Source organism: Anaerorhabdus sp. (genome assembly GCF_036637135.1).
Classification (GTDB): Bacteria; Bacillota_I; Bacilli_A; order Erysipelotrichales; family Erysipelotrichaceae; genus Anaerorhabdus.
The window spans coordinates 1-13746 of sequence record NZ_JAVWNC010000014.1; the positions used below are offsets into that span (position 1 = coordinate 1).

Genomic DNA, 13746 nt, shown 5'->3' on the forward strand with positions numbered 1-13746 from the left:
TAAAAAGAAAGAAGATGGTCATGGATTGGGTTTAAAAACGATGAGAAATATCGCTGAGAAATACAATGGAAGTATAGTTATCGCTCAAAAACAAAATGAATTTATTGTTGATATTGAACTTAAAAACTTTTAAGGAAACTGATTAGTTTCATTATAAAAATCACAATTTCCTATTAATAGCTTTCATAACTGATGAATCACGTGTTATCTATCTCAGTGATCATCTTATCAAGCAACTTACAAAAAGATATAACGATATGAAACAATAAACGAATTTTGATTCCACTACATTTTATATTATCAGTGATTTATCGATTCTCTTTCAAAAAACTATCACGAATAACAAAAAGTATATCTTAGATACCTATAACGATTGTCATCCTGATAATCAGTTACCTAGGATTAGAATTCATGACTTTAGACATTCACATGTATCCATGTTGATTAATTCAGAGGTTGATACATTCACGATAGCAGAACATCTTGGTCACTCCAAACAAATGGTTGAGAACGTTTATGGGCATTTGTTTCCAAGTAAAAAGAAAGAGATACTTAATGTACTCAATAACGTTAAAATGAAATTTATAAAATATTTTTCACCATAATAAACTCATCATTGCGATATACTTCTTTAAATCCACACATCATAAATAAACTAATTGAATTGTTGTCTATGGCGATATTATCATATATCTCTGTTATACCGAGATTTTTCGCTTCATTAAGTAGCGCTAGTAATCCTTCTCTACCAAAACCGAGACCTCTATAACATGCTTTAATAATTATGCTGCAAACATAACAATTAAGTTCATCATCATAATGAAAACTTGCTTCTCCAACAAATCCATCTGTATTTATATCATAGATATATCTATAGAACTTTTTGTTAGGATTAATAATCCATCTATCGTACCAGTTCTTCCACTTCTCTTTAGGAAAATTTATAGTCCCACCATAATTTTCGTTATAAGACATTGTATCTGAATCCGATAACAATTCTTGTCTAAAAACCAAATCATTATAATTAGGTTTAATTAATCGAATCATTTTTCACCTCTACAGTTCTAATTTATCTTTCTAATTTAACAATATACTCTGTTGTACCTTCTTCAAATTTTTTCTCACCAGTTAAATAAAATCCATGTCGCTGATAAAACGAGATAGCTCGAATATTTTTCTCTAATGCCCATAAATGATTTGCATGATGTACCTTGATCGCATATTCAATAAGCTCATTTCCAATTCCTTCACTTTGAAAAAATGTGTCTACGTATATTTTACAAATTTCTATATTATTCATTTGAATAAAGCCTTTTATAAGACCATTATCAAATACATATAGGTTTTTTATTATCTCATCTTTTATAAAGTAATTATCCACCAAAGAAACAACTTGTAGCTCACCAAATGAAAAATCTTCATCTTTAAATATTGGAAAATAATTCATTCTATTATTAAAGACATATATTTCAGCTATCCTTGATAAATCTTCTATCTTAGCTTCTCTAATTTTCATTTATTTTCTCCACAAATTCTAATTTGTATTTATATTATACCATCATCTAAAAACTTAACCGTGCTCTTTTAAGACAAAACTCTTAGAAATAGTGGCATTAATTTAAAAACATATCAGAATCGTATCAAGAATTTTGACAGTCATGATCATAAAAGCCTTTAAACATTGCCTACTGCACACATTGTAAAATAAGTCTAGAAAATAAAATCATATCAAAATCATATCAAATTCGGATTTTCATAAAAAAAGCCCCATTTAATGGGCTGATTTAACTAATGGCGTCCTCGAAAGGATTACTTAAAATTGTACACTAGTTTTCATATAGTTCATAAGTTGTTATAAAATCTGTATAATTCACCAATTCCGTACTGTACACCTAGTTTCATATCAAAATCGTATCAAATTACTTCAAAGAATTCTATATTATAGAATTCTAAAAATTAATTAGATTTTAAATCTCTATTCTTTTATCTTAAAGAATTGGACTATTATACTTTCTTACCTTAACTGAGAAGTCTTAATACTACTTAATACATGATCATGTTTTCTTCTTGATAGTTTTACTTATTAAGAATATCAAAAGATTTTAATCGCTAATTAAATTTATGATCCATTTACACCATCCTAATACCGAACTAGCTCTTCGCCCAATTTGTCCTTCGCCACAAACATTGTTTTTCAACATTTTTTCTTTCACAAAAGTAATAGTTGGTACTTTTCCATTAAGAGAAATAAAATCAAAGCAATCTGCAAATATCTGATGTTGTAGCATTAATTCCACAAAAGTTAATTGTCGTTTCTTATACCCCATTTTAAACAATTTATTGCCTAAATCAGTTAAAATAATTAAAATATTATTATCTTCATCTTTTATTTTATCAAACAAACCTAAATACTTACCCGCATTATAGTAATAATCAGATTGTCTCAATTCAAACTCCATTAGTTCAGCAATTTCTTGACTTGACATTGGATTATTATATAAATGTTCAAGTAAAGAAATAATTCTATCAAATCGATCTGCTTGAATAAAAGGAATATCAGTATTATCCATATTATCATTTGTAACTACAGCTGTTTCTTGTTTTATCTGATTAAGTTCATTAAAAGTTATTGAAGTATCTTCTAAAGAATAACATTTTTCTTTGACTAGCTCTATTGAAGAATAATCATTAACATCTAAAAATCTATACTCTAATATTCTGTATATCTTGTTTGAATACACTGAATATATCAGCCTAATAGGTTTATTAACTTTTTCTTTCCATAGTCTATAAGGATAGTAAAGTTGCCTAATATGAAAATCTTCATAAACTACATTCTTTGCTTCCATAATAACAATAGAACTAGAATTTTCAAAACCACCATCAATTTCACATTGAGCATTTTCAACATGAACTTCGCGTTTTACACCGCTAAATGAATCTACTTTAAAATCAAAAATGCCAGTTCCCATTCGACCATTAAATGTACAATAATTCTCATCTGACTCTAAAAAATCACTTAAGGCATTAGACAATAATAAAATATTAATGGCATTTGACTCCGAATTAATATTTTCAATATTTATGGACTCCAATTCAGGTAACTCTATCATCTTAAATTCATTTAAACTTCTTGAACTCTCTGGAAATTCTTTATATAGGATAAAGTCACTTAAAATATAAGATGATCTAGAAGTAGGCAAAATATTTATTTTATTATCAATCAGTATTTTAGGTAAAGTTTCACTACTATCCCACTTTGCCATTAATCGTGGTTCTCTAAATTCTTTTATTTGTGATGACTTTATATTGAAATATCCATTTTTCTTTAATTTATTAAGAATATCATATTTTTTAAGTATTTTAATCCATGCATCATTTGCTGATAACTTAGTATTTTCATCATTCATTATAAATTAACACCTCATCAATTTCCCCACGATCATTGCCTTTACTATTAACACTTCGTTTAGCTTTTACTATTTTAATTTTAAATCCTTCAATGCTTCCATATAAATCAACAATTTCATCACAATATGAATTTGATTGCAAAAATTTAACCCCTTTTTTATGAAGTTTGATACATTCATCTCTTAATTCAACTTGAGATTGATAATTAAATCCACCTTCTGTATAACCAGTAAAAGCAGATGTATCAGATATAGGCATATATGGTGGATCTAAATAAACAAAGCTACCCTTTCTTGCCTTTTTCAAAACATCTTTATAGTCACCGCTAATTATTTTTATGTCATTTTTATTAAAATAGTCTGACATCGCCATAATAACCGTGTTATTAACAATATCTGGATTTTTATATTTACCATACGGAGAATTAAAAAAACCAGAAGAATTAACACGATATAATCCGTTGTAACATGTTTTATTTAAATATACTATTCTTGCTGCTCTTTCAATATCTGATAAATTTGTATACTCATTTTTTCTATCTAATCCACGAATCCTATAAAAATATTCTTCAGAATTCATCTTTTTATGATGCATAAGTTCAATAATTAGTTCTTGAGGATTTTCTTTTATAACTTTATAAACATTAATTAATTCTTCATTAAAATCATTAATAATTGCTTTTTTAGGCTGTAAATCAAAAATTACAGCACCTCCTCCAACAAACGCTTCAATATATGATGAAAAATGACAATTTAAAAATGGTCGTATTTCATCCAACAATTGTCTTTTTCCGCCAACCCATTTAACTATAGGTTTCACTAAAGGATTCTTTTTACATTTTGTCATAAGTCACCTCTATTCTACATTATTCTAACATAATTAATAACATTTATGGGGATCAATATTTTCTTTATTTTTTAGGAGTTTCGACTATTTTTACAAATAAATAAATAGGAGGGATTATGATGATAAACTATGAACAAATGAAAACAACGATATGGAGTTTTCCAGATAGAGGTACATGGGCAACTCATAAAGGTGACTATAGAGGTAATTGGAGTCCTCATGTTCCGAGAAATTTGATTTTAAAGTATACAAAACAATGTGATTTAGTTTTTGATGGTTTTTTAGGTTCTGGTACTACTGCAATTGAAGCAAAATTACTTGGAAGAAATTTTATTGGGGTTGATATTAATAAAAATGCTTTAGAAATAGCAAGTTCAAGATTGAAATTTGAGTCTGATTTTGACTGCGATATACAACTTAGACTAGGTACAAGTGAACAACTTTCATTTATCAAGGATAATTCAGTAGATTTTATCTGTACGCATCCTCCTTACGCTAATATTATTAAATATAGTGACTCAATAGGTGGTGATTTATCTTTATTAGATTACACTTATTTTCTTTATAGTATAGAAAATGTAGCTAGGGAGTATAAAAGAATTTTAAAGAAATACTCAATCTGTTGCTTCATGATCGGAGACATAAGAAAAAGAGGAAATATCATTCCTCTAGGCTTTTTAACAATGCAAAAATTCATTGACACTGGATTTACACTTAAAGAAATAATTATTAAAGAACAACATAATTGTCGATCAACCAATAAGTGGATAAATAAAAATAACGATTTTTATTTGATTGCACATGAATATATTTTTGTACTCCAAAACATTGTCGCATAAATCGGAAATATATTAAAAATTAATCTTATCTTTAAATTTTTTATACATAGCCTCTTGTAATAAGTTTATTTTATCAAAAAATTCATCAAAAGAATTGTTTGAATCGTTAAACAGTTCCTCAAGAGAGTTGAGATATTCGAACGAATACTCACAACCTTCTTCCACCCAAAAATCAGAATTTGATCTTTCGAGTGTTCTAAGATATGCGATTTTATCACTTAAACACTTATTCCCTAAATCGTTATTTATTTGTTCATTTATGGGTATTAAGTTTATGAACATATTTGTCTTTCTAACTTGCTCACTAGTATATTTTTTGTCCGTACCATTCTCTACATATTTTTTGCAATCATTAATAATAAAATGTTCATTAGATAAACTTAGTATGTGCATGAAATTTTCACTATTAAAGTTTAATTCCGTCTTGTCATCACTAAATTTAAAACATTCAAACATTATTGCGAATTGTAGAACCGTAAACTTAATATTTCTTGCAGTTATATTTTCTAATTGTTCTTCCATACAAAATTTCTGAGTGAAATTTAATTTAGGTTCAAGATCATTTTGCAATAGTGAACTAGTTAAAACAAGTAAATTTTCTTTAAATTCACTAATACTCCCAATATTTTTTACTACGCTATTTAACCCCTTCCTTGTCGATAGTGAATCAAACATAAAAGAATAAAAATAGCTGTAATTGATATTTTTTTCACCATTTTCTAAATAATCATTTACACCGCAAACAAAACAATAAGTTATTAGGAATTTATAAATAGATACACAATTTCTAAACAAAAATTTAACCATGCTAAAATAAACATCTCTTCTCGAAGGATCAATACCGTTTAGTTTAAAAACATCTAAAAAATAAGGTGAATCTTTTGAAATATCATTAGTTATAAACTTTCGATTCAAAATAATTAAGCTAATTGTATTGTCTATAATTCTATCAATTGTTGCTGCTCGTGGAATTAATTCCATTATATGAGTTCCTTTTTCATATTCACGAAAATTAGAACCATTTTGCAAAGAAACATCTTCTGATAAGAGAAAATCCTTATCAAAGTTTACGTTTTTTATTGATTCTAGCTCCGAAGCATTTCTAACAATACAAAATAATACATTATACAATAAATCTACTAACTTTATTGAATTGTCTTTGTCAAATAGTTCGAAAAATTCTGTTTTTAGAGAAATCCATTTTGTCTTTGCGGATTGATTATTGCCATTTTTTTTGAAAAAATAACCTTTAAAAATATCCTCACTATCCAACTTTACACCTTTTACATTTATATCAACAAAACTATCAATAGCATCATTTTTTTCTTCATCCGTCAATAAAATTAAATTAAATCTAGATTCTAAAATGTTAGAACAAAAGTCGTGAATTTTTTGTTCTTCAAGATGTTCTAAAAATGAATTTATACAATTGTGAATCTCTACAAATCGTTCTTTTTGTTTGAAGGGATCTTCTGTTTCATCAAATAAATCCTTATCAAAAAAATTTATAAATGTTGGATTATTTAAGTTGATTAGAGAAAAGCTCTCAAATTCGTTCGAAATTTCTGAATATTTTGCTGCCAAAATTGTAAGCAAAATGTATATAACTGTCAACCGTTGTTGTCCATCAATAACCTCAAATTTTCTGATATCTTCCGATAGATAAACATTACCCAAAAATTTATCTTTTTTTAAAATATCAGACAATAATTGGTTAACATTTTGAACATCCCAACGAATTTCTCTTTGATACTTTGGAATTTCTATTATTCTATTGCTACTAAATCTATATATTTCTCGTAAAGTTCCTTCCACTCTAGCTCTAATTAAGAACTCTTCATTGTTCAGAAACTCTCTCACTGTACAAATTGTACCAATCATATATCTACCTCTATAATTTCATTATTTCAATTATACCATTATGTATAAACTTAGCCAATAATTACAGTAAAACTGAATAGTTAATATCCATTAAGTCTAGATCTTCAATATTTACTTTCACTCTTACAAAATTAAAATATATTTGATAGCTGTCTTTTACAATACATTACATAAATCTCAAATTTCCATTTTTGACCCCATAACAAAAGTGGTTATAATCACCTATTCATTGCAGTTACTCCATATTCTTTGGTTTTGGTGACCCCACTTTTGACCCCACGCCTTAAATATGACCCCACTATCAACTTTATTCAAATTTTGTAATTAGCCCTTTACAGTCGGCGTTGCCGGCTGATGTGATATGTGATGGGGAGTGTTTTGACCCCACCACTTTAACCTGCAATCTAAACCTAGGCATAAGATTTTGATAGTTCGAATTATGTTGTTATTCTGAATTCGGCGTACAACCCGCTCACGTTCGCTCAAGGTATCTAGGGTCGAGTATTTATCACACCTTTTTTCAAACGGGGCACAAGAGGGCACAAACTGCCCTCAAACAAAAAAACACCCTGCGTACAGGGTCAGGTTAAGCTGGATTTAGTTAGGTTGGCACTAGCTGGCACTCATAAATGGCGATAAATAGGCACTTTGGTCAACAGGGTCAACTACATAGGCACACACATTCTAGTCGGCACTGTCGGCACTTTTTATATTTTTCAATATTATTATACTTATCTAAATCATAACTCTGAATACACTTAAAAACATCTCTATAATCATTTTTCATAATCAAGAGATGCATTTTAATTTTCTAAATTTCTTTAACGATTATTTTTTTCACCTTTAATGAAATATAATTGTTAATTATTATTCCTTGTTAAAAGAATTAAATAATTTACTCCATTTATCAACATAATCTTTCTCTACTTCAACGTTTTTTTCCAACTGCCTTTTAACAGTTCTTGCAAGTTCAACTTTCCAACCAATTACTAATTCAACGGCATGTTTTGATGCAAATTTTTCAATTTGTGGGAGTATAGCGATAGATTTGTCATATTCATCTTTAAATTCCATATCTTCTACATTTCTAAACAGTCTATCAATATATTTCTCCATTATTGCAAATGGAATAATATCTTCAATCTCACTATTTTCTAATTGAGAAAATGCTTCAATTTCTAAAAGCTTTGTCTTTTCACTACTGTATAATCCTAGTTCAAGTTTATTTTTTGCATCTTTTCCACTTTTATCACTATCAACAATAACATAAGGCAATTTTCCATTTTTTCCACCTACTAAACTCGTTATCCCTGATACTCCTTTTACTCCTCCTGATGGAATAAAAATAAGTTCATTTTTCGGAGTAAATTTCTTATTTTTTATCAAATATATCTTTATTGCATTAAGATAACATTGATCAGATATGCCTTCAACAATTATTGGCTGACACCCTTGAAGAAGGATATCAGAAACAGTTAATCCTAATGCTGAATGAACTGCATAAATTGACTGTTCATTACATTTATCACCAGCTGCGCGTAAGTCACTTGATACTACAGTGTATCCATCACTATCCGAATAAACAACCTTCACTCGATCAATGTGTGTTGTGTCTATTAGAAAAGGCGAGTGAGTAGTATGTATAATTGGATTAGTTATAGATAAATTATCGAAAAATACTGTTAAATCTTTTTGTGCCATCGGATGCAAAGTTAGCCCAGCTTCATCCAAAAGCAAAATAGCACCTTTATGTGCATCTTGACTTTCTACAAGAAATGTAAGATAAAAACTTAAGAACCATTGCAAACCAGTACTCCGGCGCTCCAATTCAATTTCTTCAGTACGTCTATCATCTGAAACCCATATTTTGAAGAAATCACCATCCGCCTGTAAACGAAAACGATATTCTCCTTGTTTCCACCATTGTTTGAAATCTTTAGTTAATTTTGCAGATGCAGAATTAAGTAAAGTTGTTCTTTCTTCCTTACTTTTTGTTGCTTTCTCAATGTCAGCAGTAGTAATTTCTTTTTTCGTATATTGTGAACCACTGTAATGAGTGAATTCTTGAGGATCCTTTCCTAATTCTAGTACTTCTTCAGGTTTCAACCCTACATAATCAAATAATACACGAAGAGTCCTTACTTTATCATCATTATCAAAACCATCAATTTTATCTCCATTCAAAAGTTTTATTACATGTGGTAGATATATTTGAGCATCCAAATTTCCGTAATTTGAATAATATACAAATTTTGGAATTTCTTTTACAATATATTTTTCAGGATTATACGTTTTTTCTACATCATCTTTTTCATCTTTTTTTGTTACTTTCTCAACTTCTACTTCGATATTTTCTTTATAAAACTTTACACTGTACATTTCATCATAAAATCGTGATACTAAAACACTCTCTACATCCTTCCCGTAGAAAGATTTCATATGTCTTTTCTGATCAGAATCTAAATCAAAAAAAGCAGAAACAAAACAAATTTCATTTTTTCTACTACGCCAACTTGCATATTCCTTATTAGGCATATCATGAAGAGCATCTATTTCCCCATTGCGAGCAGGATTTAACTTCCACAAAGCCAAAATGATGTTAGATTTACCAGCTTCGTTTATACCAACTAAAGAGGTAACATCATCACATTCAATCCACCCACTATCAATAACAGATCTAAAATTTGTAACATTAAATTTTTTAAGTTTCATCATTATAAGCGCCTTCTTTCAATATTATTTGTATTTTACATTTTTAGTTTAGTTAACTAAATAGTAATAATTTCATTATTACATTACCATTAAAAAAAAAATTTCACAACAAAGTATCCCTCAAATTACTTAATTTTACTAGTTTACTGGGTCATTATATTTGAGAATGCATTTTCTTTTACCATTTGTTCTACCTCTTTCAAAACTAATTCCATTTGAGTCAAGAATACTTTTATTTCTATCCAGTAGAGATGCAATCGCTACTGGATTCAGTTTTAATTTTAAAGTTGATGCTAACTCTTGTGCTGACATCGTTACTTCTTTTTTTGATACTACATAATTGATGATAGCGGATAAGTTATAGTCAATTTCTTCAACAAGTTCCACGTTAGAGGGATTCCATCGACAAGTTTTTTTATCAAATTCTATCACTAGATTACTTTCTTCTATATCTCGTCCTGCAGCATAGAGTGTGGCGATAGTTGTACTATCATTCCTACTCAATCGAAGGATACAATCTGCAGAAGCACTCAACCCTCGCCCAATTACTTTTTCAATTTGACTATTCGCTTTGCCTTTCTTCTCATGGATCACTAGAATCAAGGAAATATTATAGGAATCTGCTATCGCTTTATATTTTCTCGCAACTTGTAAGTCATGATCATATTCTGCAGTTACGGCTCCAGCTTCAGCTAATAAGAAGTGATCCACAACAATACATCGACATTTAGGATTCTTATTCATATACTCGTGAAGTATATCTTCTAGTGACTCACCATTTTGCATTTCGGTAATAAAATCTAGATTTTCAGAAAATGATTTCTGTTTTCGCATTCGATTGTTTAGACGTGCATCTGTATCTTCAAGTGCTAAGTATAATGCTTCACTTTTTTCTACTTCATGTTCCATAAATGATTCACCATTACAGATAGATCCAGCTAACTGGAGTAATAAGAACGATTTTCCTATCTTCTCTCTTCCAGTAAATACAGTTAAGCCCACTGGTAGCAAGCCTTCTACAATATAATTTATTGAGTTATATTTTTTCCCCATGATATTAAATGAGTTCTTTACTTCCAAGTCATCATCTCCTCTCTGATTCTATATTTTTCAAAGAAATATTCCTTTGATACCCTACCCGTTACTGTGCAATATCCATTTTGTTTTAGTTCTCGATTCAGTTCACGAATGATTTCGTAGGCTTTTGTACGTTTTACTTTCACTATGCACATTACATCTTCTACTGTTAACACACCATCACTCCTTTATGTAGATAATTATTTTATATCTTGTACATTTTCTATTTATATGTTTTAATTAGAACATAGGATAGAGAATGTGTCAATAATATTTAATGATTTATATTATTTTCTACAGGAGGAATTATGATTACAAAACAAAGATATGGATATTACAAATCTAAAAAAGGAATAGAAGTATTTACCTTTGGTGATTCAAAAGTCGAGCTACCTTTCTTTACCTTTATTTCTGATTTTTTAAAGACAAGTGATGTTGAAGAGGATGTTTCACCTTTTAATCAGTTCTTAAACAACAAGACCATCAGTTATGAAGAAGAATTGAAAAAGATAAATACGCCACGTTTTTCAATAATCCAACGGTTGTATGCATGTTATTACTTAACTCTCTTTCAACAAGATGAATCAAAAGAAATCCATGAACTTCATGAAATCTCAAAAACAATTAAAAATCTAAAAGGTTCACTTATCGATTTGATAAATTACACTTTAGATGATTCAAACCCTAAATTTGCAAACCTAGATTATGAAGACCGCCTTTCTGAATGCATTAAAAAATCAAAATATAGTGACTATTTATTATCACAGTTAAATAAGGGTGTTGTATTCAGTTATACGAATGATAAAAAAGAAGTATTTGAAAAAATAAGTGCTGAAGATCCAGCAAGTCTTATCCAAGGTATTGTTATGTATTACTTTAGAAAAGGAATTAAGATTAAACGCTGTAGAAACTGTAATCGCTTCTTTATTCCTTCTCGACTCTCTCAAGACTATTGTGATTATATTGCACCTCACTACACAGATAAGACTTGTCGAGATATAGGAGCAACTAAGAACTTTGCAGAAAAGAAAAGTGATGATACGGCATATCAACTTTACTCAAAGTATTACAAACGAGTATATCGCTATGTATCTACAGGTAAGTTATCTAAAGATGATTTTCAAAATTGGAATATCTCTGCTACTCTTGGACGTGATTCTGTTCAAGCTGGCAAACTTAGTCTTAATAAATACACTGAAAAGTTGGATAAACTATTTACCGAAGTATTAACCCATACAAAATAAAAAAAGTTCCTGTATTGGCGTACAGGAACTGGTCGCAATACCACAAAGGTGATACCACAAATATCCAATGGAATTATATCATCTTTGTAGGATATTGCATAGATAACACTACAAAGGAGATGAACGTATGCCTGTTTATCAAGATAAAAACAAAAACTATTATGTATCAAAGAGTTACAATGATCCATTGACTGGATATCCGAAGAACCATTGTAAACGAGGATTTAAAACAAGAAACGAAGCCAAGCGATATGAAAGTAAATTCGATATTAACCTACGTTGTGCTCAATCGACAAACTACAATGTTGAAGTTCTTGTCGATATGTTTCTCGATTATAAGAAAGAACGTGTAAAATCAAGAACATACTATGACATTAAAAAAATCGCAGATAAACATATCACACCAACCTTCAAACATTTAGGAATTAAAGATATCAAACCCCCAATGATCGAACATTGGCAAAAGCAGTTACTAGAAAAGAATTACAGTAATGATTATCTTGAAGCCATTCAAGGATTATTCTCACGTATCTTCAATTATTGTATTTCAAAAGAAATTGTGGATACAAACCCTGTAAAGATTGTCGGATTTGTAAAGAATCAATCCAAATCAAGTCGTAAGTTACAATTCTATACTACAGATCAATACTTGAAATTTAGAGGCAGTATAACTGACGAAAGATACTTACTTGTATTCGACCTACTCTACTTTACAGGAATGAGAATTAGTGAGTTACAAGCTAGAACTTGGAGTGATTTAAACTTTGATGAAAATACATTATACGTTCATTCCAATTATGATTGTAAGAATCATGTGATTACCCCTTCTACTAAAAATGGTGAATCACGTATCATTTATCTCAGTGATAATCTTATGATTCAACTTAGAAAAAGATATAATGAAATGAAGCGATATAAAAACTTCGATTCCACAAAATTCTACATTATTAGTGATCTATCTATACTTTCTCAAAAAACTATCTCTAATAATAAGAAGTATATCTTAGATACTTATAATGATTCACATCCTGATGATCAATTACCTAGAATTAGAATTCATGACTTTAGACACTCTCATGTATCGATGTTGATTAATTCAGAGGTTGATACATTCACGATTGCAGAACGTCTTGGTCACTCCAAACAAATGGTTGAGAACGTTTATGGACATTTGTTTCCAAGCAAAAAGAAAGAGATACTCAATGTACTCAATAACGTTAAAATCACTTCCCTAGCCTAATTACTGGCTTAAGAAGTGATTTTTTTAATTTTACAAAAACTGAGATTTGTTATTCTTTATTGTTTGTTCTGCAATCTTTTACAAACTGCTCTAAATTTACTCTATGATTATACTTTATGGATGCAGTTTTATCCTTAGAGATTATAACATCATTCATATCAATACTATTTAAAGCAGCAATGGCAATTGTGTAGTGAATCACATCAGCTAATTCATTACCTAATTGGGTTTGTAAGTCTTCTTGATCAGCAGATTTTCTGCCTGCTTTTTTATTAAGAACTTCAGCTACTTCACCAATTTCCTCTACGAGTTTCATAAACAGGCTTTGATCAACTCCACCATTTTTATAATGATCGAATAAGTATTCTTGCAGTTCATCTATTGTAATTTTCACAGTATCTTCTCCTCATATAAATTTAGTTCATAGTTATATTATACCATCATCTAAAAACTAAACTGTGCTCTTTTAAGACAAAACTATTAGAAATAGTGCCAA

At 29.2% G+C, this 13746-nt stretch carries 14 protein-coding genes; 5 read left to right on the forward strand and 9 right to left on the reverse strand.

The annotated features are described in order from the left end of the window. Together RR643_RS11690 and RR643_RS11695 are read left to right on the forward strand one after the other, a co-directional pair. Positions 1-133 (forward strand): GHKL domain-containing protein (locus RR643_RS11690; protein ID WP_442881412.1); only part of this gene is annotated, 133 nt, incomplete at its 5' end. Between the two features lie 274 nt (positions 134-407). After that, complete coding sequence (locus tag RR643_RS11695) at positions 408-605, forward strand: hypothetical protein (protein WP_442881413.1); 198 nt, start codon at positions 408-410, stop codon at positions 603-605. Here RR643_RS11695 and RR643_RS04030 read toward each other — a convergent pair. From RR643_RS04030 to RR643_RS04045, 4 genes are all read right to left on the reverse strand, one after another. Beyond that, positions 583-1047, reverse strand: coding sequence for a GNAT family N-acetyltransferase (locus tag RR643_RS04030; protein WP_332482392.1), 465 nt, complete (start codon positions 1045-1047; stop codon positions 583-585). The genes RR643_RS11695 and RR643_RS04030 overlap by 23 nt on opposite strands. A gap of 22 nt (positions 1048-1069) precedes the next feature. Continuing rightward, positions 1070-1516 (reverse strand): GNAT family N-acetyltransferase, encoded by a 447-nt coding sequence (locus tag RR643_RS04035; protein WP_332482393.1) that lies wholly within the window; start codon positions 1514-1516, stop codon positions 1070-1072. A 586-nt stretch (positions 1517-2102) separates the two neighbouring features. After that, the gene (locus tag RR643_RS04040) at positions 2103-3410 is read right to left on the reverse strand and encodes a type II restriction enzyme (RefSeq protein WP_332482394.1); all 1308 of its coding nucleotides are present in this window, start codon (positions 3408-3410) and stop codon (positions 2103-2105) included. Beyond that, positions 3403-4257, reverse strand: coding sequence for a DNA adenine methylase (locus RR643_RS04045; RefSeq protein ID WP_332482395.1), 855 nt, complete (start codon positions 4255-4257; stop codon positions 3403-3405). The genes RR643_RS04040 and RR643_RS04045 overlap by 8 nt, the downstream gene beginning before the upstream one ends. Positions 4258-4376: 119 nt before the next feature. Between RR643_RS04045 and RR643_RS04050 the strand changes: the two genes are divergently transcribed. Next, positions 4377-5096, forward strand: coding sequence for a TRM11 family SAM-dependent methyltransferase (locus tag RR643_RS04050; protein WP_332482396.1), 720 nt, complete (start codon positions 4377-4379; stop codon positions 5094-5096). Between the two features lie 12 nt (positions 5097-5108). On the opposite strand, the gene RR643_RS04055 is transcribed toward RR643_RS04050, so the two are convergent. The 4 genes from RR643_RS04055 to RR643_RS04070 form a co-directional block, all read right to left on the reverse strand. Then, positions 5109-6977, reverse strand: coding sequence for a DUF262 domain-containing protein (locus RR643_RS04055; protein ID WP_332482397.1), 1869 nt, complete (start codon positions 6975-6977; stop codon positions 5109-5111). A gap of 867 nt (positions 6978-7844) precedes the next feature. Beyond that, positions 7845-9692: an AAA family ATPase gene (locus RR643_RS04060; RefSeq protein WP_332482398.1), complete on the reverse strand. Its 1848-nt coding sequence runs from the start codon at positions 9690-9692 to the stop codon at positions 7845-7847. A gap of 135 nt (positions 9693-9827) precedes the next feature. Next, on the reverse strand, positions 9828-10769 hold the full coding sequence (locus RR643_RS04065; RefSeq protein ID WP_332482399.1) for an AAA family ATPase: 942 nt from the start codon (positions 10767-10769) through the stop codon (positions 9828-9830). Beyond that, the gene (locus RR643_RS04070; protein ID WP_332482400.1) at positions 10760-10942 is read right to left on the reverse strand and encodes a hypothetical protein; all 183 of its coding nucleotides are present in this window, start codon (positions 10940-10942) and stop codon (positions 10760-10762) included. The genes RR643_RS04065 and RR643_RS04070 overlap by 10 nt, the downstream gene beginning before the upstream one ends. Before the next feature lie 132 nt (positions 10943-11074). Here RR643_RS04070 and RR643_RS04075 point away from each other — a divergent pair, with 132 nt between their 5' ends. Then, the gene (locus RR643_RS04075) at positions 11075-12010 is read left to right on the forward strand and encodes a DUF6076 domain-containing protein (protein ID WP_332482401.1); all 936 of its coding nucleotides are present in this window, start codon (positions 11075-11077) and stop codon (positions 12008-12010) included. Positions 12011-12137: 127 nt separating this feature from the next. Continuing rightward, entirely contained in the window at positions 12138-13250 is a 1113-nt protein-coding gene (locus tag RR643_RS04080) for a tyrosine-type recombinase/integrase (RefSeq protein ID WP_332482402.1), read from the forward strand. Between the two features lie 49 nt (positions 13251-13299). Here the strand turns inward: RR643_RS04080 and RR643_RS04085 are convergent, their stop codons facing one another. Continuing rightward, on the reverse strand, positions 13300-13644 hold the full coding sequence (locus RR643_RS04085) for a MazG nucleotide pyrophosphohydrolase domain-containing protein (RefSeq protein ID WP_332482403.1): 345 nt from the start codon (positions 13642-13644) through the stop codon (positions 13300-13302). Between the last annotated feature and the right edge of the window lie 102 nt (positions 13645-13746).